Source organism: Pseudomonas sp. KBN12P06040, assembly GCF_037574965.1.
Lineage (GTDB): Bacteria > Pseudomonadota > Gammaproteobacteria > Pseudomonadales > Pseudomonadaceae > Pseudomonas > Pseudomonas aeruginosa.
Map to the genome: position 1 here is coordinate 6,350,181 of NZ_JBBELS010000001.1, position 21,417 is coordinate 6,371,597.

Here is a 21,417-nt window from a genome sequence, read left to right on the forward strand (position 1 = left end):
CTAGAGTCGCGCGCCCACGTCGTTGCGAGCCCGAACCATGACCGCCACCGCCCTCCGCCCCGAACTGCTGTGCCCCGCCGGCACCCTGAAAAGCATGCGCTATGCCTTCGCCTACGGCGCCGATGCCGTCTACGCCGGGCAGCCGCGCTACAGCCTGCGGGTGCGCAACAACGATTTCGACCACGCCCAACTGGCCGAAGGCATCGCCGAGGCCCACGCGCTCGGCAAGCGCTTCTACGTGGTGGTCAACATCGCCCCGCACAACGCCAAGCTGAAGACCTTCCTGCGCGACCTGGAGCCGGTGGTCGCCATGGGTCCGGATGCGCTGATCATGTCCGATCCCGGCCTGATCATGCTGGTTCGCCAGCATTTCCCGCAGATGCCCATCCACCTGTCGGTGCAGGCCAACGCGGTGAACTGGGCCGCGGTGCAGTTCTGGCGGCAGCAGGGCCTGACCCGGGTGATCCTTTCCCGCGAGCTGTCGCTGGAGGAGATCGAGGAAATCCGCCAGCAGGTACCGGACATGGAGCTGGAAGTGTTCGTCCACGGCGCCTTGTGCATGGCCTATTCCGGGCGCTGCCTGCTGTCCGGCTACATCAACCGCCGCGACCCCAACCAGGGCACCTGCACCAATGCCTGCCGCTGGGAATACAAGGCGGTGGAGGGCCGCGAGGACGAGCTGGGCAACGTGGTGGCGCGGGAGCCGACCCTGGGACGCGGCGCGCCGACCGAGCAGGTGTTCCTCCTCGAGGAAGGCAACCGTCCCGGCGAACCGATGGCCGCCTTCGAGGACGAACACGGCACCTACATCATGAATTCCAAGGACCTCCGCGCCGTACAGCACGTCGAGCGGCTGGCGCGGATCGGCGTGCACTCGCTGAAGATCGAGGGCCGCACCAAGTCCCACTACTATGTGGCGCGCACCGCCCAGGTCTACCGCCAGGCGATCGACGACGCGGCGGCCGGCAAGCCGTTCGACCGCGGTCTGATGGACACCCTGGAGTCCCTCGCCCACCGCGGCTACACCGAGGGCTTCCTGCGCCGCCACGTGCACGACGAGTACCAGAACTACCAGCACGGCCATTCGTTGTCCGAGCGCCAGCAGTTCGTCGGCGAACTCACCGGCGAACGCCGCGACGGCCTGGCCGAGGTGGAGGTGAAGAACCGCTTCCAGCGCGGCGACAGCGTCGAGCTGATGACTCCGCGAGGCAACCTGAGCCTGCGCGTGGAGGACCTGCGCAACGCCGCCGGCGAAGCCATCGAGGTGGCGCCGGGCAATGGCCACGTGGTCTACCTGGCGCTGCCGGAAGGCCTGGACCTGCGCTACGCGTTACTGATGCGCGATCTCCAGCCCGGCCAGGACACCCGCCAGCCGCAGGCCGAACGCAGCGGCGGGTGTGCCGGCAAGGGCGCTTGCGGCTGCGCTCACTGAGGGTTGAGCAGGAACACCACGTAGCCCCTGAACCAGGGGCTCTTTTCCAGGTAGTCGGGGGCTTGCCAGTCGCCGCCCTGGACCAGGCCGATCCGGTACGGCAGTTGCAGGCGGCTGACCCGCGGGAGGTAGGCGGCGTGGTTGGGAATGCTGTGGCGCCCCTGGTAGGTCTGCACCACCACTTCGTCGACCACGCCCTTGAGCCGGTTGATCGCCGCCGGCTCGGCGTTGCTGCCCCAGTCGAGCAACCCGGTGATGCTCAAGCGGTATTCGCGGGGCAGGCGCCGGCGCAGGTCGCGGAGGAAATCGACGTACTCGTCGAGGTAGCGGGTACGCGCATCGAAGTCGATCTGGATGCCGACCACCGGGTTGCCGGCACGCTTCCAGCGCTGCACCTGGTTCAGCACGGCCTGGTAGATCTGCGGCGTCCAGCGCAGGGTATGGGCGCGGTACACCACCCAGACCTCACCCCGCGCCAGGCGCGGCACCGAGATGCCCTGGGCGATCAGCCGCACGCCCTCACCGGGGCGCCGGCGCGACTGGCTGATCTGTCCCTGCAGGATGTACAGCGTCTCGGCCCGCGCCAGCACCGGCTGCGGCGCGACGCCGCTCCACAGCCAGAAAGCGCCGTAGTCCTCGGCGCGCACCGCGGCCTCGACGGACGGCAACAGCGGCAGGCCCAGCAACAGGCCCGCCAGCCAGGCTCGCCAGCGCCTCACCAGTAGTACTTCAGTTCCTTGGCCCAGGAGCTGTCGGCGTAGGTCGACTTGAGCGTACGGAACCATTGCTTGCGCTCGGCCTGCGGGATGTCCTGCTGTCCGCAGGTGTTGTAGCCGGCCGGGGCGAAGCAGTTGATCGCGCGGAACAGCGCGTAGGCCTTGTCTTCGCGCGGTGCCTTGGGGTTGTCCATGACCAGGCGATAGCCATCCAGCCGGGAGTACACCGCGCCCTTGAAGCCGCTCGGGGTGCCGCCCAGCTCGTTGGCCTCGGGCTGGCTGTCCAGCGGCATGCCGTCAAGACCGTTGCGCAGGATGAATTCGCCCAGGCAGTTCAGGCCCTTCGGGTCCTTGTCATCGGCGGCCAGCGCCGCGGCCGACTCGGCGATGGCCGGGCAAACGTAGCCGGACTCGGCCTTGTCGCCCTTCCAGCGGAACAGCTCCAGGCTGTTGCCGGCGCCGTAGACATAGCCGAGGCTGGTGCCCAGCTTGGTCTGCGAGGGGGTTTCGCCGAGCAGCGCGAAGTCCTTGCCGAAGTCGGAGAAGCGGCTGCGGCGCAGGTCCTTGTAAAGGAGAGTGAACAGCGCGCTGTCGCGCTCTTCCGCCGTCGCGCCCTGCTTGGCCTGGCGGCGCAACAGCGCGGCGTCGGCGACGTTGCGCAGGAGGATGCTGCGCAGCAGCGGCTCCTGGACCGGCGAACCTTCGGCGAAGACCTTTTCCAACTGGCCGCTGCGCTCGTAGTTGAGCGCCAGGGCCAACTGCAACTGGCCCTTCTGGTACGGCTGCGCGGCCTGCGGCAACAGTTCCAGCCAGAGCGCCTCGGCGGCTTTCCAGTCCTTCTGCTGCTCCAGCGCCAGCCCGCGCAGGGTCTGCTGGCTGAAGCCGACGTAGTCGAGGCTGCCGACCTTTTGCGGCAGCGCTTCGAGGGTCTTCGCCGGGTCCTGGTCGACATAGAAGCGATAGGCCGCCTGCAGGTAGGCGAACAGTTCGGGATGCGCGGCGAAGCTGGCCTGCTGGGCCTGTAGCGTTTCCCAGGTGAAGCTGCGCGGGGTCGACGGATCGTGGGCGCGCATCTGCACCAGGTCGGCCACCGCCAGCAGCAGCGGGGTCTGGATGTCGCCGAGCTGGATACCGGTCAGGAGCTTGTTGTCGACCTCCTGGACCAGGTCTTCCAGGGCCATGTTGCGCTGCCCTTGCTCGGCTTCGGCGAATTGCGCGGCATAGTCCTGGGCCAGCAGCTTCTGGTCGCCGGCCAGCCAATGCACGCGCCGCTGCAAGCCCTTGGCCGAGGCGGCGTAGAGCCCCTTCGGATACGCCTGCAGGTAGGCATCGAGGGCGCTGCGGGTCTGTTCCAGGCGAGCCTTGTCGACATTCTGCAACTCGGGGAAGCCCATGTCGTCGAAGGCGTTCTGCTGGGCGGCGTTGAGCAGGGTGCGCGCCTGCAGGTACAGGGCGGTTTCCTTCAGCCAGGGCTGCGACACGTCCTGCAACGCCTTGAAGCCCTGTTCGGCTTCGTCGAAGCGGCCGCTGTAGAAGTTGGCCGCAGCCTCCAAGTACGTGGCGAAGGCCTTGCCTGCGGCCGACTCGACGCCTTGCGCGAGCACACCGCCCAGTTCCTCTTGTTCCCAGCCGCAGGCACCGAGCAGCTCCAGGCGGCTGTTGGCCAGTGCCTTGGTCTCCGCCTCGCCCAGCCCGGCGTCACGCACCTGGCGAAGAAACGCCAGCGCGCTGTCCTGGTCGTTGCTGCGGCAGCGGCTGCCCTCGCCCTCGAAGAATTCGGCGCCGGCGATCTTTTCCGGTAGCGCTGCGGCGCCCATCTGCCGGGCCAGTTCGGCGAGCGGCGAGGGCGCTGGCGCAGGCGGCGGTGTCTCCGCCTCGCTCGCCGCCGGCGCAGGCGGCTGGCTGCCGTCGCCGGGCAGCAGGCGGAACAGGCCGAACGGCACCAGGCCGTAGCCTTCGAGCTTCTCTTCCTCCGACGGCGGCGCCTCCACCAGCCGCCAGTGGCCGGCGTCGGCCAGCAGCAGGCGCAGGTTGGCGCGGGTGTCGTTGCCCGGGGCGAGGAACGGCAGGGTATCGCAGACACCGCCGCCGACCAGCGACCAATCGGGATAGCAGGAGTCGTCGCTGCTGGCCTGGGCCAGCGGGGAGAGACCGGCGCCCACCAGCAGGAGGGCAGGAAGAAGCGGCTTCGAGCGCATGAATCGTCCTTAATTCGTGGGAGTCGAAAGTGCTACAGCATACTCCGCCGGATCGCGTTCAACGAGCCTGGCGCAAACCTTCCTCCAGGGCATGGGCCGGCAACGGCCGGCCGATCAGGTAGCCCTGCAGCTCGTCGCAACGCTGGGCCACCAGGAAGTCCCGCTGCTCGATGGTTTCCACGCCTTCGGCGACCACCTTCAGGTCGAGGCTGTGGGCCATGGCGATGATCGCCCGGATGATCGCCGCATCCTCGCTGTTCTGGGTCAGGTCGCGGACGAACGACTGGTCGATCTTCAGGTAGTCCAGCGGCAGGCGCTTCAGGTAGCTGAGCGAGGAATAGCCGGTGCCGAAGTCGTCGACCGACAGCTTCACCCCCATCTCGCGCAACTGGCGGAAGGTCGCCAGGACACTGTCGAGGGCGTCCAGCCACTGGCTTTCGGTCAACTCCAGCTCCAGTTGCGCCGCCGGCAGGCCGCTGTCGGCCAGCGCCGAGCGCACTACGTCGAGCAGGTCGCCCTGGCGCAACTGGTGGACCGAGAGGTTCACCGAGACCCGCAGGTTCAGGCCCCGCTGGCTCCACTCGGCGGCCTGCAGGCAGGCCCGGCGCAGGACGAATTCGCCGATCTCGCCGATCAACCCGCACTCCTCGGCCAGGCCGATGAAGGTCGACGGCGGGATCATGCCCTCCTCCGGATGGTGCCAGCGCACCAGCGCCTCGACCGAGTCCGGGCGGCCGCTGGCCAGGCACAGCTTGGGCTGGTAATGCACGTCCAGCTGGCCCTCCTCGACCGCCTTGCGCAACCGGGTTTCCAGGCGCAGGCGTTCGAGGGTGCTGTCCTGCAGGTTGTCGCGGAAGAACTGGAAGGTGTTGCCGCCGAGTTGCTTGGCATGTTGCATCGCCAGGTTCGCCTGGCTCATGAGCACGGAGATTTCCCGCGCCTGCTCGGAAAACAGGCTGATCCCCAGCGAGGCGCCGAGGATCAGCTCGTGGCCGAGCACGCTCACCGGCTGGCGCAACTGGACCAGCAGGCGTTCGGCCAGGCGCGACAGGGCCGCGGCGCCGGTGCCGCCATCGAGGAGGATGGCGAACTCGTCGCCGGCCAGACGCGCCAGGGTGTTGGCTTCCGGCGCGGTGCGCCGCAGGCGCTGGGCCATCTCCCTGAGCAACTGGTCGGCGACCTCATGGCCGAGGCTGTCGTTGAGCAGCTTGAAGCGGTCCAGGTCGATCAGCAGCAGGGCCAGCCCGCCCTCCTCCTGGCGCGCCCGCTGGGCCGCCTCGTGCAGCCGCTCGCGGAACAACCGGCGGTTGGCCAGGCCGGTCAGTTCGTCGTAGTGCAGCAGATGACGCAGGCGCTCCTCGACGTCGCGGCGGGCACTGAGATCGGTGAAGAAACCGACGATGTGGGTCGCCTCGCCATTGCCGTCGCGCAGCAGGTTGAGCTGCAGCCATTGGGGATAGGGATCGCCATTCTTCCGCGTATCCACCAGTTCGCCCTGCCACTGCCCGTGCTGGCGCAGCTCGGCGCGGATCTGCCGGTAGTGGCGCTGGGCCTCGGGGGTATTCACCAGCAGGCTGGCGTTGCGCCCGACCACGTCCTCGCGGCGATAGCCGGTGATGCGACTGAAGGCCTGGTTGACCGCCAGCAGGTTGTAGGCCGGATCGAGGATCACAATGCTCTCGCTGGCCGCCTCGAACACTGTCGCGGCCAGTTGCTGCTGCTCTTCCAGGCGCTTGCGCGCGCTGATGTCGCTGCGCGTGCCGAGCATCCGCGTCACCCGTCCCCGCGGGTCGCGAGCCATGGCCCGGCCGCGATCCTCCAGCCAGCGCCAGCCGCCCTCCCGGTCGCGCACGCGGTACTCCACCCGGTACAGCTCGCTGCGCCCCTTGAGATGTTCGGCGAGGGCGCGACGGATACGCGGCAGGTCGCCGGGGTGGATGCTTTCGATCAGCCTGCGATAGTCCTCGGGACCGTCCCCGGCGCTGAAGACCGCCTCGAGATAGGAATGCTGGACCCGGCCGCTCTCCAGGTTCCAGTCCCACAACCCCAGTTCGCTGGCCTCCAGGGCCATGGCCAGACGCGCCTCGCTCTGGCTGAGCGCCTGGCTGGTCGCGCCAAGCTCCTCGGTGCGCGCCTCCACCCGGCGCTGCAAGGCATCGCGGGCGGCGCGCAGCTCGCGTTCGACCAGGCGTCGCTGGCCGACCTCCTGGGCGAGCTTGCGATTGAGCGCTTCGGCCTCGGCGTTGACGCGTTCCAGGTGCAGGTTCAGCGCCTGGGTCTGGAAGCGTCGCAGCAGCGCGCCCTGCACCAGCCGGTGGATCTGCCCGGCGACCACCAGCAGCGCCACCAGCAGGATCAGGCCGAGCACACCCCAGCCCTGCAACAGGCTATGCGGCTGCAACAGCAGGAAAACGATGGACGGCAGCAGGCCCGGCAAGGCGAAGGTGAGGAAGGCCGGCAGGCTCACCGCATAGGCGACGCTGGCGGAGAGGATCGCCGCCGCCACCAGGCCGAACACCAGCACCTGCTGGAGGAAGGCATCGGCCGGGACCAGCATGATCACCGCGAACGCCAGGGTCAGGCCCGAGGCGCCGGCGCCGCACAGGAAGGTCCGCCGCCAGTGGCGGCTGGCCTGGCGACGGCTGTCGGCCTGCTGGAAGGCGGCGACCTGCAGCAGGCGCAGGACGGCGAGCAACACCAGCCAGACCAGCCAGCCACCGAGCAGCCAGCTGCTGACCTTGCCCCACACCAGGCAGGCGCTGGTCACGCCGCCGAGCAGCATGAGCAGGGTCGGCGTGCGCGAGCCGAGATAAAGGAGCCGGGTACGCTCGATGGCAATTTCGCGGGCGTAGAGCCGCAGTACATCGGTGCTGCCGCCCGGCAGCGCCAAGGGCTCGACATGGACGGTCATAGGCGCTTGTTCTTGTAGTGGTTTGCCTTGAAGTGGCCGGAGCATAACCGAGCAGGGGCAGGCTGCCCAAGGCCGGGATAGAGCATTTTTCCGCAGCCAGGCCCGACGCTGCGCCGGCCTGCGCCGAATGGCGGCCCGGTTTGCCCGGCTTTTCCCCGCCCCGGTAGAATGCCGCGATGAACGACGACCTCTCCCTCCTGCTGAACTCCCTCAACGACCCGCAGCGCCAGGCCGTGGCCGCGCCGCTGGGCCGCCAACTGGTCCTCGCCGGCGCCGGCTCGGGCAAGACCCGCGTGCTGGTGCACCGGATCGCCTGGCTGATCCAGGTCGAGCACGCCTCGCCCTACAGCATCCTGTCGGTGACCTTCACCAACAAGGCGGCGGCGGAGATGCGCCACCGCATCGAGCAGTTGCTCGGGATCAATCCGGCGGGCATGTGGGTCGGCACCTTCCACGGCCTCGCCCATCGCCTGCTGCGCGCGCACTGGCGCGAGGCCGGGCTGAGCGAGAACTTCCAGATCCTCGACAGCGACGACCAGCAACGCCTGGTCAAGCGGGTGATCCGCGAACTCGGTCTCGACGAGCAACGCTGGCCGGCGCGCCAGGCCCAGTGGTTCATCAACGGGCAGAAGGACGAGGGCCTGCGGCCGCAACACATCCAGCCCGGCGGCGACCTGTTCCTCGCCACCATGCTGAAGATCTACGAAGCCTACGAGGCGGCCTGCGCCCGCGCCGGGGTGATCGACTTCTCCGAGCTGCTGCTGCGCGCCCTGGACCTCTGGCGCGACCATCCCGGCGTGCTCGAGCACTACCAGCGGCGCTTCCGCCATATCCTGGTGGACGAGTTCCAGGACACCAACGCCGTGCAGTACGCCTGGCTGCGGATTCTCGCCAAGGGCGGCGACAGCCTGATGGTGGTCGGCGACGACGACCAGTCGATCTACGGCTGGCGTGGCGCACGGATCGAGAACATCCAGCAGTTCAGCGACGACTTCGCCGACGCCGAGGTGATCCGCCTGGAGCAGAACTACCGTTCCACCGCGTCGATCCTCAAGGCCGCCAACGCCCTGATCGCCAACAACCAGGGACGCCTGGGCAAGGAGTTGTGGACCGACGGCGAGGACGGCGAGTCGCTGAGCCTGTACGCCGCGTTCAACGAGCACGACGAGGCGCGCTACGTGGTCGAGTCGATCGAGAGCGCGCTCAGGGGCGGCCTGGCGCGCAGCGAGATCGCCATCCTCTACCGCTCCAACGCCCAGTCGCGGGTGCTGGAGGAAGCCCTGCTGCGGGAGAAGATTCCCTACCGCATCTACGGCGGCCAGCGCTTCTTCGAGCGTGCCGAAATCAAGAACGCCATGGCCTACCTGCGCCTGCTCGACGGCCGCGGCAACGACGCGGCGCTGGAACGGGTGGTCAACGTGCCGGCACGCGGCATCGGCGAGAAGACCGTGGAGAGCATCCGCGAATTCGCCCGCGGCAACGATGTGTCGATGTGGGAGGCGATTCGCCTGATGATCGCCAACAAGGTCCTGCCCGGCCGCGCCGCCAGCGCCCTGACCGGCTTCGTCGAGCTGATCGAGAATCTTTCGGCGAAGGTCATGGACATGCCGCTGCACCTGATGACCCAGACGGTGATCGAGCAGTCCGGACTGATCAGCTACCACAAGGAAGAAAAAGGCGAGAAAGGCCAGGCCCGGGTGGAGAACCTCGAGGAACTGGTCAGCGCCGCCCGCGCCTTCGAGAACAGCGAGGAAGAGGAAGACCTCACCCCGCTGCAGGCCTTCCTCAGCCACGCCTCCCTGGAGGCCGGGGAAACCCAGGCCGACGCCCACGAGGACAGTGTCCAGCTGATGACCCTGCACAGCGCCAAGGGCCTGGAGTTCCCGCTGGTGTTCCTGGTCGGCATGGAGGAAGGGCTGTTCCCGCACAAGATGAGCCTGGAGGAATCCGGCCGCCTGGAAGAGGAACGCCGCCTGGCCTACGTCGGCGTCACCCGCGCCATGCAGCGACTGGTCCTGACCTACGCGGAGACCCGCCGGCTCTACGGCAGCGAGACCTACAACAAGGTTTCGCGCTTCATCCGCGAGATCCCACCGTCGCTGATCCAGGAAGTGCGCCTGTCCAATACCGTCAGCCGCCCCTACGGCGGCACTTCGCGCAACGCCGGCGGCAGCCTGTTCAGCGGCGCCGGGGTGCCGGAGACGCCCTTCTCCCTCGGCCAGCGGGTGCGCCACGCGCTGTTCGGCGAAGGGACTATCCTCAACTTCGAAGGCGCCGGCGCCCAGGCCCGGGTGCAGGTGAACTTCGAGAGCGAAGGCAGCAAGTGGCTGATGCTCGGCTACGCCAAGCTGGAAGCCCTGTAGCGGCGCAGCCCGTGGAGAAAGCCCGGAGGAGGACGACATGCTGGCATCCTGGGCCTTCTGGGCACTGCTTTCGGCGCTGTTCGCCGCGCTGACCGCGATCTTCGCCAAGATCGGCCTTGACCGGGTCGATTCGGACTTCGCCACCTTCATCCGCACCCTGGTGATCCTCGTCACCCTCGGCGGCATCCTCGCGGTCCTGGGCAAGTTCCAGGCCCCGGGCAGCATCCCGCCGCGCAGCTGGCTGTTCCTGGTGCTCTCCGGGCTGGCCACCGGTGCCTCCTGGATCTGCTATTTCCGCGCCCTCAAGCTCGGCCCGGCGTCGCTGGTGGCGCCGCTGGACAAGTTCAGCGTGGTGCTGGTGGCACTGCTCGGCGTGGCCCTCCTCGGCGAACGCCTGGACCTGCGCCAATGGCTCGGCGTAGCCCTGGTGACAGCGGGCGTGGTGGTCCTGGCAATCCGCCCATAAGCCCGCTGAATGGCGCTTCGACCTTGGTATAAAGGCGAAAAATCGCGGAAACCCTAGACTGGCGGCCTCTAATAATTCGTCGTCTGAGGTTCGTTCCATGTACCGTGATCGCGTGCGCCTGCCCTCCCTGCTCGACAAGGTGATGAGTGCGGCCGAAGCCGCCGACCTGATCCAGGACGGCATGACCGTCGGCATGAGCGGTTTCACCCGCGCCGGCGAGGCCAAGGCCGTACCCCAGGCGCTGGCCATGCGCGCCAAGGAACGTCCGCTGCGTATCAGCCTGATGACCGGCGCCAGCCTCGGCAACGACCTCGACAAGCAGCTCACCGAGGCCGGCGTGCTCGCCCGGCGCATGCCGTTCCAGGTCGACAGCACCCTGCGCAAGGCGATCAACGCCGGCGAAGTGATGTTCATCGACCAGCACCTCTCGGAAACCGTCGAGCAGTTGCGCAACCACCAGCTGAAGCTGCCGGACATCGCCGTCATCGAAGCCGCCGCGATCACCGAGCAGGGCCACATCGTGCCAACCACCTCGGTGGGCAACTCGGCGAGCTTCGCGATCTTCGCCAAGCAGGTCATCGTCGAGATCAACCTGGCCCACAGCACCAACCTGGAAGGCCTGCACGACATCTATATCCCGACCTACCGGCCGACCCGCACGCCGATCCCGCTGACCCGCGTCGACGACCGCATCGGCAGCACGGCGATCCCGATCCCGCCGGAGAAGATCGTCGCCATCGTCATCAACGACCAGCCGGACTCGCCATCCACCGTGCTGCCGCCGGACGGCGAGACCCAGGCCATCGCCAACCACCTGATCGATTTCTTCAAGCGCGAGGTCGACGCCGGACGCATGAGCAACAGCCTCGGCCCGCTGCAGGCCGGTATCGGCAGCATCGCCAACGCGGTGATGTGCGGCCTGATCGAGTCACCGTTCGAGAACCTGACCATGTACTCCGAAGTGCTGCAGGACTCGACCTTCGACCTGATCGACGCCGGCAAGCTGCGCTTCGCCTCGGGCAGCTCGATCACCCTGTCGCCGCGGCGCAACGCCGACGTGTTCGGTAACCTGGAGCGTTACAAGGACAAGCTGGTGCTGCGCCCGCAGGAAATCTCCAACCACCCCGAGGTGGTCCGTCGCCTGGGCATCATCGGCATCAATACGGCGCTGGAGTTCGACATCTACGGCAACGTCAACTCGACCCACGTCGGCGGCACTAAGATGATGAACGGCATCGGCGGCTCCGGCGACTTCGCCCGCAACGCGCACCTGGCGATCTTCGTCACCAAGTCGATCGCCAAGGGCGGCAACATTTCCAGCGTGGTGCCGATGGTCAGCCACGTCGACCACACCGAGCACGACGTCGACATCCTCGTCACCGAGCAGGGCCTCGCCGACCTGCGCGGCCTGGCGCCTCGCGAACGGGCCCGGGTGATCATCGAGAACTGTGTCCACCCGTCCTACCAGGCACCGCTGCTGGACTACTTCGAGGCGGCTTGCGCGAAAGGCGGCCACACGCCGCATCTGTTGCGCGAGGCGCTGGCCTGGCACCTGAACCTGGAAGAACGTGGACACATGCTGGCCGGCTGAGGCTGAACCGTTTCATCCGCAACTATTTCCAGCGCCCGGACGATTAATTCTTCCGGGCGTCTGGACAGGGCAGAAAAAACCACGTAAAAACATATTTCGGCGGCCTTTTCTCTTGCCGCCATCGCAACACGCCCACCCGGCCCTTTCGCTTTTCCTGCTGTAACACTTCGCTGTTTCTTTCGGTAACGCACCATGACGGTGCAGAGCGGTACAGTTACGCACCGAAACAACCCATACAGTTCGGAAACACACCCCGGTGATCCAACGCAATTCTCCGCAACTGTTCCTATTCTTGTTGACCTGTTAGTCAGATCATATTGCTCAGTTAATCACTAGCAACCTGACTACCCACCACAAGTGGGAAGGATCGACACATCATGGAACGTACCCTCGGTTCCAACACTTTCGACATCGCTCGCTCCAACCGCCGCAGCAGCAGCCTGCTGGGCACCATGAAACTGTGGCAGCGCCGCATCCAGAGCCGTCGCCAGCTGGCCCGCCTGGACTCCCGCCTGCTCGCCGACGCCGGCATCAGCGAAGCCCAGCGCTACGCCGAGCTGAACAAGCCGTTCTGGCGCTAAGCGATACTGTAACGCCCCGGTTCGACCCAGCCTGAACTGTACCGTAGGCCGCTCCTTACCGAGCGGCCTTCACGTATCTGGAAGAAGCCTTTTCCTCCAGCAGTTCACGGTACAGCTCGCTCCAGCGACGCCCCATCTCTTCGGCGGTGAACAGTTGCCGATAGCGGGCCTCCGCGTTCCTGCCCATTTCCTCCGCCTGCTGCGGATGCTCCCAGAGCCAGCGCATCGCTTGGCGAAACGCGCCGGCTGGCTGGGCGGCACGACCAGGCCGGTCTCGCCATGGATATTGATGTAGCTGGTGCCGGTGCCGATCTCGCTGGAGATCATCGGCTTGCCGTACATCGCGCCCTCCAGCAGGGAAATGCCGAACGCCTCGGAACGCAGGTGCGACGGAAAGACCATGGCGTAGCTGAGTTGCAGCAGGGCGACCTTGTCCTCGTCGTCCACCCGCCCGAGGAAGTGCACGTTGCGCAACCCCAGCGCCGCGGCCTGGGCATACAGCTCGGCCTGCAACGGCCCGGCACCGACGATCACCACCGGGTAATCGGTGCCCTGCAACGCATCCAGCAGGATATGCAGGCCCTTGTAGTAGCGCATCACCCCGACGAACAGGAAGAACCGCGGCCCGAGTTTCTCTCGCCAGTGCTCCAGACGCTGTGCCGCAGGCTTCGGGTAGCCGTCCTTGTCCAGGCCGTAGGTGATCACCCGGGTCTTTTCCCGGTACTGGCGGAGCACGTCGCTGGTACTGAAGTAGTTGGGCGAGGCTGCGACGATGCGATCCACGCTGTGGAGGAAACGACTCATCAGCGGCCGGTACAGTTTCAACAGGACGCGCTGGCGGATGATGTCCGAATGGTAGGTGACCACGCTCGGCTTGTTCATACCGGTGAGGAAATGCACCAGGTCCATGAACGGCCAGGGGAAGTGGTAGTTGACCACGTCCGCCTCCGCCGCCAGCTCGCGGAACTGCTTGAACACGCTCAGGGAAAACCCGGTGGAGGCGAGTTGCAGGTCGAGCCTGGCGCGATGCACCACATGTCCGCCGAAGGGCACGACAGGCGGATGCGGGTCGCTGCTCAGGGTCAGGACGTGGTTGTCGATCCCCCACGGCCCGCTGCTCTCGCAAAGCTGGAAGATCACCTGTTCGATCCCGCCTACCGTTTCGCTCAGGTAGGTCTTGTAGAAGTGCAGTACCCGCATTCAGCCCTCCACGGCACGACGATAGGCTGCAGCGGTGAGATTCGCGCAACGTTTCCAGGAAAACTGCTCCGCCCGTCGCAGGCCGGCTTCCCGGCAGCACTCCCAGTAGACGGTATCCTCGGTCATGCGGACCAGCATGTCAGATAGCCCATTGGCATCATCCGGGTCAATATAGCTGCCCGCCTCGCCGGCCACCTCCGGCATTGCGGAGAGTCGCGTGAGCAATACCGGCGTGCCGCTGGCCATGGCTTCCAGCACAGGCAGGCCGAAGCCTTCGTAGATCGAGGGGAAGACCAGCGCCCGAGCGCCCGACATCAACTCGGCGACCCGCTCGTCCGGCAGGTAGCCGAGCAGCCGCACCGTCCCCGAAGCCAGCGCCTGGCGCAGTTCGTCGTCAAGCGAGCGACTTTCCCATCCCGGCATGCCGACGATCATCAGCGGAAAACGCTGGCGGACCGCCGCCGGCAGTTGCCCATGGGCGCGCAGGGCCAGCGACAGGTTCTTGCGCGGTTCGAGGGTTCCTACGCAGAGGAAGTACCCGCGCGGCACCAGGCCATGCGCGCGCAAGGGCTCGCGCAGGGACTCCCGGTCCCGCGGACGGAACCGCGCGGCATGGCCGAGGGGCGCCACCACGAAGCGCTCGCGCGGCAGGCCGAAATACGCCTGCGCCTCGTCGGCGATCGCCTGCGAGTCGGTCAGGATCAACCGGGCCTTTTCCATCCCGCGCGCCAGCCGGCGTTCTATTTCGCGCAAGCGGGCGGCGGGTTGCGTCGCCGGATAATGCAGGTGGGTCAGGTCGTGCAGGGTCATCAACATCGGCCCGTCGAAGTCCAGCGGCCAGAGACTGGGCTCATGGTAGAGATCGACCGGCGGCCGACCGCTATCGAAACGCCGCTGCTCCAGCCAGCGTCGTGCCCGGTAGGCTCCGGGCAGGTTGCGCAGCCAGGGCGACAGACGCGAATAGCCGGGCAGCGCCGCCGCCGGCAGGTCGCCGCTCCAGCCCCAGCCATGGAACAGGGAAAACTCGAAGTCCGCGTGCGCCTGCAACGCGCCCAGCAACTCGACCAGGTAATGTCCGATGCCGGTCCGCGGCGCCTGGAGAATCCGTGCGTTAACCGCAATCCGCATGTACTGCCTCGCCATGCGTCGGGGCCTTGCCGAGGGCGAGCAGGATCCGCGCGATCAGTTGCCGACTCGCTTCGTGCCAGCCGATCCAGCGCCATTCGCCGACCGGTCGCTCGGCCGGGAACTCGCCCGTGGCTTCGAAGCGGGTGACCAGGTTCGCCAGGGTCTGCGGATCGGCAAGGTCGAAGTAGGCCATGAATTCGCCGCCGATCTCGCGGAACACCGGGATGTCGCTGCCCATCGCCGGCAGGCCGCGCTGCATGGCCTCCACCAGCGGCAGGCCGAAACCTTCCACATAGGACGGGAAGACCAGCGATGCGGCATGGGAGTATGCGTACTCCAGGCTCTTGTCGGAGAGGTCGTTGAACATGAACAGGCGCTTGTTCAGCTCCGGATGCTGCCGCACCCGTTCCACCAGCGCCTCGCACTTCCAGCCGATGCGTCCGGCGATGCACAACCGCACCTGCGAACCCTGGGCCCAGGCGCGCTCGAAGGCATCCAGCAGGTAACCGTGGTTCTTCCGCGGCTCGATGGTGCTGACCATCAGGAATACCGGCGCCTTGGCCTTGAACATGCGCAGCAGGTCGGGCTCGACGGAGGCGCCGTCCTCCACCAGGTCCAGCTCCGAACCCAGGTGGAAATAATCGAACCAGCGTTGCGCGACCTTCTCCGGGCCGATACGCCGCAGCATCTCCGCGCGCACTTCGTCGCGAATGGTCTCGGAAATCGCGACGTAGCCGTCGGCGGTGGCCGCGATCCAGTCGAACCAGTGGTTGAATACCTTGACCAGGCCGGCATCGCAGAATTGCGGATGGGTCAGGGGAATCAGGTCGTAGATCACCGAGACGATGCCCACGCCCTCGCTCTTGAGGCGTTCCGCCAGCGGGAAGAAATCGGCGTGCCAGGAGGAGTCCAGCAAGACCAGTTGGTCGCCGGCCCGATGTTCGAGCGGGGTCGCGCGCACGGGTGCAGGCTGCTGCTTGCCGAGGATGCGGTCGAGCAGGCGCAGCGGAATGCTGAGGAAGGCGAAGGCGAACAGGCGGCAGGCTACATAGAGAAGGCGCCGGGCCCACGGCGAGGAACGGAACGGGCGGCGCTTTTCCAGGGTGCGCTGGCCCAGCCAGAAGTAGTTGGCGGCTCGCTCCACCAGGATGCGCAGGCGTACCAGCGGCGAATGCGGCCGTGGGTCCAGCGGCGCCAGGCTGTGGACCTGATACAGGGTGCCGTCGAGCATTGCCACCGGGATGCACTCCACCGTCTCGTCGGCTTCCGGCAACTCGCGGATGACGTTGCGCACCACCCGCTGAATACCGGAATTGACCTTGGGATGCTCGAACACATAGGTGCATTCGACCAACAGACGCGTCATGGAGTGCTCTCCGCGGAAGTGGGGTCCAGAGCCGCCTCGCCGGAGCGGCTGATATGGGTTTCGGCGCCCAGCCAGGAGCAACCGACGAAGTCTTCCTGGCGGTTGTTGATGACATGGAAGACCAGGCCGTAGTCGCGCCATTCGAAGTTGCGGTCCAGGTGCGAGTCCAGCCGCGACAGGCTCAGCGCCACCGAGTAGTGCCCCTTGCCCAGGCGCATGTCGAAGGCGAAGCGGTAGGTGATGCGCTCGCCGGCCTTCAGGTCGGTGAGGGCCTTGTCCAGGCGGTGGGTATTGATCCCGTACATCGGCTGGCCGAGGCGGTCCTTGATCATGAAGCCGAGGATCAGCCGCTCGATGTCCTGGCGAACTTCGACCTCGACTTCCAGCGTCACCGCCTGGCCTACCTCGACCACCTCCAGCGCGCGCTGCCGCTGGTCGACCATCCGTACGTCGAGGATCGCTGCCTCGCCGGTGCCGGAAATCGTCCGCACCTGGCCGTCGGCGAGCATTTCCTGGCGCACGGTCTGCCCCTCGCGCTCGGCGAGCAGGGCGTTGTAGTAGTCCATAACCTCTTCCGGCCGCCCGCGCATGGCCATCCGTCCCTGCTCCAGGAGGATCGCGGAGTCGCAGATGGACTGGATCGCCGAGCGGTCGTGGGAAACGATCAGCAGGGTGGTGCCGGCCTTGCGGAAACTGCGGATGCGCTCGAAGCTCTTGTGCTGGAAATAGGCATCGCCAACCGACAGGGCCTCGTCGACGATCAGGATGTCCGGCCGCCGGGCAGTCGCCACGCTGAACGCCAGGCGCATCTGCATGCCGCTGGAGTAGGTGCGCACCGGTTGCTCGATGGCCTCGCCGATTTCGGCGAAGGCCTCGATCTCCGGCATCAGCGCCTGGATTTCCTCGACCTGCATGCCCAGCAATTGCCCGGCCATGAAGACGTTCTGCCGGCCGGTGAAGTCCGGGTGGAAGCCCATGCCCAGCTCGAGCAGCGCGGCGACCCGGCCGGCCACGCGGATCTCGCCGCAGGTCGGCTGGGTGGTGCCGGCGATCATCTTCAGCAAGGTGCTCTTGCCGGCGCCGTTGATCCCGACGATGCCGACCGCTTCGCCCGGCTCGATGGTGAACTCGACCTCGCGCAGGATCCAGTGCAGGTGGTGGCGCGGAGGGCTGTAAGGCACCAGCCATTCGAACAACCGGCTCCAGCGATTGGGATACTGTTTGTAGGCCTTGCCGAGGCCGGATACGCGTATCTGTCCCATCAGAGTTCATCCACCATTTCGCCGACCCGCTGGCGGAACAGACGCAGGCCGAGCGCGCACAGCAGCAGCGCCAGCAGGGTGATCGGCAGCAATGAAGGCCAGTCCGGCCATTGCCCGTGGAGGAACAGCTGCTGGTAGCTGCGCATCAGCGCGGTCATCGGGTTGAGTTCGATCAGCGAGCGGATACCCTCGGGCAGGATGCCGATCGGATAGACGATCGGCGTCAGCCAGAACCAGAACTGCAGGCAGATGCCGAACAACTGGCCGACGTCGCGGAAGAACACGTTGAGCACCCCGAGGATCATCCCCAGTCCCGCCGCGAACAGCACCTGGATCGCCAGCAGCGGCACCAGCGCGAGCAATGCCGCGCCCGGCAGGCGCCCGCTGAGTGCGAGAAAGCCGAGGAACAAGGCGAGGATGATGGCGAAATTGACCCCGGCGTTGAGCAGTACGATGACCGGCAGGCAGATGCGCGGGAAGCTGATCTTCTTCAGCAGGTTGGCGTTCTCGATGAACATGCTCTGGCTGCGCGAGGTGATTTCCGCGAACAGGCCCCAGGTCAGCAGGCCGGCGCAGAGATAGACGCTGTAGGCCAGGCCGTCGTCGACCCCCGGCAGGCGCGCGCGCATCACCTGGGAGAAGATCACCGTGTAGACGACGATCATCGACAGCGGATTGAGCACCGTCCACAACGCGCCGAACAGCGATCCGCGGTAGCGCGACTGGAACTCGCGCTTGACGCTGCCGAGAACGAAGCCACGATAGCCCCACAAGGAACGAGACAAGCCAAGAAGCATCAGACCACCCTGCCGTACTGGTCCTCGAAGCGGACGATGTCGTCCTCTCCCAGGTATTCGCCGCTCTGCACCTCGATCATCACCAGGTCGATGACCCCCGGGTTTTCCAGGCGATGCCGGTGGCCCGCGGGAATGTAGGTCGACTCGTTGCTGTTGACCAGCCGCGCGCCATCGCCATTGGTGACCCTGGCCATGCCTTGCACCACGATCCAGTGCTCGCTGCGGTGATGGTGCATCTGCAGCGACAAGCGCTCTCCGGGCCTGACCACGATTCGCTTGATCTTGAAGCGCGACCCTTCCTCGAGGACGGTATAGCTGCCCCAGGGACGGTTGACGGTCCGATGCAGCCGATAGGCCTCGTGCCGCTCGTCCTTCAACCGCTGCACCACCCTGCGCACCTCCTGGACCCGGTCGGCGCGGGCGATCAGCAGCGCATCGGAAGTATCCACCACGACCAGGTCGTCGACCCCGACCGTGGCGACCAGGCGCCCGTCGCTCTGCACGAAGGTGTTACGGGTGTCGACGAACAGGGTGTCGCCGCTGCCGCGATTGCCCTTTGCGTCCGCGTCGAGCAGCGCGCTCATCGCGCCCCAGGAACCGATATCGCTCCAGTCGAAGGCCGCAGGCACCACGGCGACCCGCGCGGAGCGCTCCATCAGCGCATAGTCGATGGAAATGTCCGGCAGCGCGGCGAAGGCTTCGCCCGCCAGCTCATGCTGGATGCCATCGGCCATCTTCACCGCCGCACTGGCGGCCAGGCAGGCCCTGGCCTGCTCCAGCAGGGCCGGGGCATGCTGCGCCAGCTCGTCGACCAGGGTCGAGGCCGTGAAACAGAACATCCCGGAATTCCACAGGAAACCGCCACTTTCCACGTAGCGACGGGCGGTTTCCTCATCGGGTTTCTCGACGAAGCGGCGCACCTTGGCCGCCCCCTGCTCGTCCAGCCGGTCGCCCAGCTCGATATAGCCGAAACCGGTTTCCGCTGCGTCCGGCACCACGCCGAAGGTAACCAGGTGCCCGGCGACGGCGAGACGCGCGGCATGCCCCACCGCCTCGCGGAAGGCCTCCTCGTTGCGGATCAGGTGATCCGCCGGCATCACCACCAGTACCGCCGCGTCACCATGTTCGGCTTGCAGCGCCAGGGCGGCGACGGCAATCGCCGGAGCGGTGTTGCGCCCGGTCGGTTCGAGGATGAAATGTCCCCGGTGCCGCCCCAGGCGGGCCGCCTGGAACTGGTCCTTGCTCTGGAAGTAATGCTCGCGGTTGGTCACCGTGACGATTTCGCCATGCCCGGCCAGGAGCCCGGCGGCACGTCGGTAGGTCTTGCCCAGCAGGGTCTGGCCATCGGGCAGGCGCATGAACGGCTTCGGCTGTCCTTCACGCGACACTGGCCACAGGCGGGTACCGGCGCCGCCGGAAAGCACCACGGGAATCAGCATGGCTTACTCCCGGGAAACGCGTCGCAGGTCCGCCTCGACCATCATCCGGATCAGCTCGTCCAGGCTGGTCCTGGGCTTCCAGCCGAGCACACGCTGGGCCTTGGCCGGATTACCCAGCAGCACGTCGACCTCGGCGGGCCGGAAGAACGCCGGGTCGATCTTGAGGAAGTCGCGGTAGTCCAGGCCCACATGCTCGAAAGCGATCTGGCACATGTCGCGCACGGTGGTAGTGACACCGGTGGCCACCACGTAGTCGTCGGCCTTGTCCTGCTGCAACATCAGCCACATGGCTTCGACGTAGTCCCCGGCAAAGCCCCAGTCGCGCTTGGCGTCGACGTTGCCCAGGCGCAATTCCTGCTGCTTGCCGAGCTTGATGCGGGCCACCGCGTCGGTAACCTTGCGCGTGACGAACTCGATGCCGCGCAGCGGCGACTCGTGGTTGAACAGGATGCCGCTGGAGGCATGCAGGCCGAAGCTCTCGCGATAGTTGACGGTGATCCAGTGGCCATAGAGCTTGGCCACGCCGTAGGGGCTGCGCGGGTAGAACGGCGTGTTCTCGTCCTGGCGCTCGGCCTGGATCAGGCCGAACATCTCGCTGGTGGAAGCCTGGTAGAAGCGCGTTTCCGGGCTGAACTGGCGGATCGCCTCGAGCAGGTGGGTCACGCCCAGGCCGTCGACGACGCCGGTGGTCACCGGCTGGTTCCAGGAAGCCCCGACGAAGCTCTGTGCCGCCAGGTTGTAGACCTCCTGCGGCTGCGCCTTGATCACCGCGCGCTGCACCGAACAGGCATCGGCCATGTCGCCGTCCTCGTACTGGATATCGCCTTCGATCCCCAGTTCGCGCAGGCGCCAGCGCGTGTCGCTGCTGCGCCGCGCCACCAGGCCGTGGACCCGGTAGCCCTTCTCCAGCAGCAGCTTGGCCAGGTACGCTCCATCCTGACCGGTGATCCCAGTTACCAGTGCACTTCTTGTCATTCTTCTCGTACCCGTGACTCCCAGTCGGACAGGATCGCCCGCAGGGACTGTTTTATGGTTATTTCAGGCTTCCAGCCCGTGGCGTCGTGCAGTCGCGCATGGCTGCCGCGAACCCGACGCTGTTCCGCCCGGCGCATCCGGGCAGGGTCCTGAACGATTTCCAGCTCGACCTGGGCGATGTCCGCCAGCAGTTCGATCAGCTCGCGAATCTTCTGCTCCTGCCCGGAACAGACGTTATAGACGGCGCCCGCCTCGCCGTGGGAGAGCAGGCGCAGATAGGCTGACAGCACGTCCTGGACATCGAGGAAATCACGGCTGACGTCGATGTCCCCCACTTCCAGCCGATTGGCCTGCAAGCCCTGCTTCATCCGGGCGATCTGCCGCGCGGCGCTGGCAATCACGAAGCTGTCCTTCTGCCCCGGCCCGATATGGTTGAACGGCCGCGCCACCAGCACCCGCCAGCCTTCGGTGATACCCCACTGCAGGCACAGCGACTCGGCCGCCAGCTTGCTGACCGCATAGGGATTGCGCGGGTGGGGGATGAGTTCCTCGTGGATCGGCAACGCCGCCTCGGCCACCTGGCCGTAGACGTCGCCGGAGCTGATGTACAGGAAGGTACCGGAGAAGCCCCGCGCCTTAAGCGCCTGGAGCAGGTTCAGGGTGCCAAGGAGGTTGATCTGCAGGGTCCGCGCAGGATCGCGGAAGGCCTCCGGCACATAGGTCTGCCCGGCCAGGTGGATGACCGCATCCGGCAGCTCCGGCCAGAGGTCGCCCAGCGAATCCGGCTCCAGCAGGTCGTAACGATGCGGTACGGGAAGGAGCGCCCACGGCGTGTGGGCCGCTGCCAGATAAGCTTGAAGATGCTTGCCTACGAAACCGGAGAGCCCGGTGACGAACAGACGCTGAGTCAAGGAAGCGGGCCTTTTATCTGATGCTACGCTCGGCGACGCTCTTCCTAGGAATACGACGTTCCAGATGTCATGCCGGATAGC

Annotated in this window: 15 protein-coding genes and 1 pseudogene; 5 read left to right on the plus strand and 11 right to left on the minus strand. The window is 66.6% G+C overall.

What is annotated here, in order from left to right; all coding sequences use genetic code 11:
- Positions 1-37 precede the first annotated feature (37 nt).
- Positions 38-1,432 carry a prephenate-dependent tRNA uridine(34) hydroxylase TrhP gene (trhP, locus tag VQ067_RS29865; RefSeq protein ID WP_003142098.1) on the plus strand — a complete coding sequence of 465 codons (1,395 nt, stop codon included), beginning with the start codon at positions 38-40 and terminating at the stop codon, positions 1,430-1,432.
- Here trhP and VQ067_RS29870 read toward each other — a convergent pair.
- Genes VQ067_RS29870 through VQ067_RS29880 form a run of 3 tightly spaced genes read right to left on the minus strand, consistent with a single transcriptional unit; the run spans position 1,426 to position 7,257 of the window.
- On the minus strand, positions 1,426-2,151 hold the full coding sequence (locus tag VQ067_RS29870) for a DUF3142 domain-containing protein (protein ID WP_003096864.1): 726 nt from the start codon (positions 2,149-2,151) through the stop codon (positions 1,426-1,428). The genes trhP and VQ067_RS29870 overlap by 7 nt on opposite strands.
- Entirely contained in the window at positions 2,148-4,346 is a 2,199-nt protein-coding gene (locus VQ067_RS29875; protein WP_033989954.1) for a hypothetical protein, read from the minus strand. Before VQ067_RS29875 ends, VQ067_RS29870 begins: the two co-directional genes overlap by 4 nt.
- A 58-nt stretch (positions 4,347-4,404) precedes the next feature.
- Positions 4,405-7,257, minus strand: a complete 2,853-nt coding sequence (locus VQ067_RS29880) for a putative bifunctional diguanylate cyclase/phosphodiesterase (protein WP_023096349.1) — start codon at positions 7,255-7,257, stop codon at positions 4,405-4,407.
- Between the two features lie 176 nt (positions 7,258-7,433).
- On the opposite strand from VQ067_RS29880, the gene uvrD reads away from it, so the two are divergent.
- From uvrD to VQ067_RS29900, 4 genes are all read left to right on the plus strand, one after another.
- Positions 7,434-9,620: a DNA helicase II gene (uvrD, locus tag VQ067_RS29885; protein WP_003110348.1), complete on the plus strand. Its 2,187-nt coding sequence runs from the start codon at positions 7,434-7,436 to the stop codon at positions 9,618-9,620.
- 37 nt (positions 9,621-9,657) lie between these two features.
- Positions 9,658-10,086, plus strand: a complete 429-nt coding sequence (locus VQ067_RS29890) for an EamA family transporter (RefSeq protein WP_003110349.1) — start codon at positions 9,658-9,660, stop codon at positions 10,084-10,086.
- A 97-nt stretch (positions 10,087-10,183) separates the two neighbouring features.
- Positions 10,184-11,677: an acetyl-CoA hydrolase/transferase family protein gene (locus tag VQ067_RS29895; RefSeq protein WP_003096875.1), complete on the plus strand. Its 1,494-nt coding sequence runs from the start codon at positions 10,184-10,186 to the stop codon at positions 11,675-11,677.
- A 377-nt stretch (positions 11,678-12,054) separates the two neighbouring features.
- Entirely contained in the window at positions 12,055-12,258 is a 204-nt protein-coding gene (locus VQ067_RS29900; protein ID WP_003096877.1) for a DUF1127 domain-containing protein, read from the plus strand.
- Positions 12,259-12,313: 55 nt separating this feature from the next.
- On the opposite strand, the pseudogene wbpZ reads toward VQ067_RS29900, so the two are convergent.
- The 8 genes and pseudogenes from wbpZ to rmd all read right to left on the minus strand — a co-directional run bounded on the left by wbpZ (position 12,314) and on the right by rmd (position 21,336).
- Positions 12,314-13,458, minus strand: a pseudogene (gene wbpZ / locus VQ067_RS29905) (D-rhamnosyltransferase WbpZ).
- Entirely contained in the window at positions 13,459-14,586 is a 1,128-nt protein-coding gene (locus tag VQ067_RS29910; protein WP_003102573.1) for a glycosyltransferase family 4 protein, read from the minus strand.
- Positions 14,570-15,952: a glycosyltransferase family 4 protein gene (locus tag VQ067_RS29915; protein WP_003110353.1), complete on the minus strand. Its 1,383-nt coding sequence runs from the start codon at positions 15,950-15,952 to the stop codon at positions 14,570-14,572. The genes VQ067_RS29910 and VQ067_RS29915 overlap by 17 nt, the downstream gene beginning before the upstream one ends.
- The gene (locus VQ067_RS29920; protein WP_340080956.1) at positions 15,949-17,214 is read right to left on the minus strand and encodes an ABC transporter ATP-binding protein; all 1,266 of its coding nucleotides are present in this window, start codon (positions 17,212-17,214) and stop codon (positions 15,949-15,951) included. Before VQ067_RS29920 ends, VQ067_RS29915 begins: the two co-directional genes overlap by 4 nt.
- Positions 17,214-18,011, minus strand: coding sequence for an ABC transporter permease (locus tag VQ067_RS29925; RefSeq protein ID WP_003096887.1), 798 nt, complete (start codon positions 18,009-18,011; stop codon positions 17,214-17,216). Before VQ067_RS29925 ends, VQ067_RS29920 begins: the two co-directional genes overlap by 1 nt.
- Positions 18,011-19,450, minus strand: a complete 1,440-nt coding sequence (locus VQ067_RS29930; protein ID WP_015503879.1) for a mannose-1-phosphate guanylyltransferase/mannose-6-phosphate isomerase — start codon at positions 19,448-19,450, stop codon at positions 18,011-18,013. Before VQ067_RS29930 ends, VQ067_RS29925 begins: the two co-directional genes overlap by 1 nt.
- A 3-nt stretch (positions 19,451-19,453) precedes the next feature.
- Positions 19,454-20,425, minus strand: coding sequence for a GDP-mannose 4,6-dehydratase (gmd, locus tag VQ067_RS29935; protein ID WP_003096890.1), 972 nt, complete (start codon positions 20,423-20,425; stop codon positions 19,454-19,456).
- Positions 20,422-21,336 carry a GDP-6-deoxy-D-mannose reductase gene (gene rmd / locus VQ067_RS29940; RefSeq protein WP_003096892.1) on the minus strand — a complete coding sequence of 305 codons (915 nt, stop codon included), beginning with the start codon at positions 21,334-21,336 and terminating at the stop codon, positions 20,422-20,424. Before rmd ends, gmd begins: the two co-directional genes overlap by 4 nt.
- Positions 21,337-21,417: the final 81 nt, after the last annotated feature.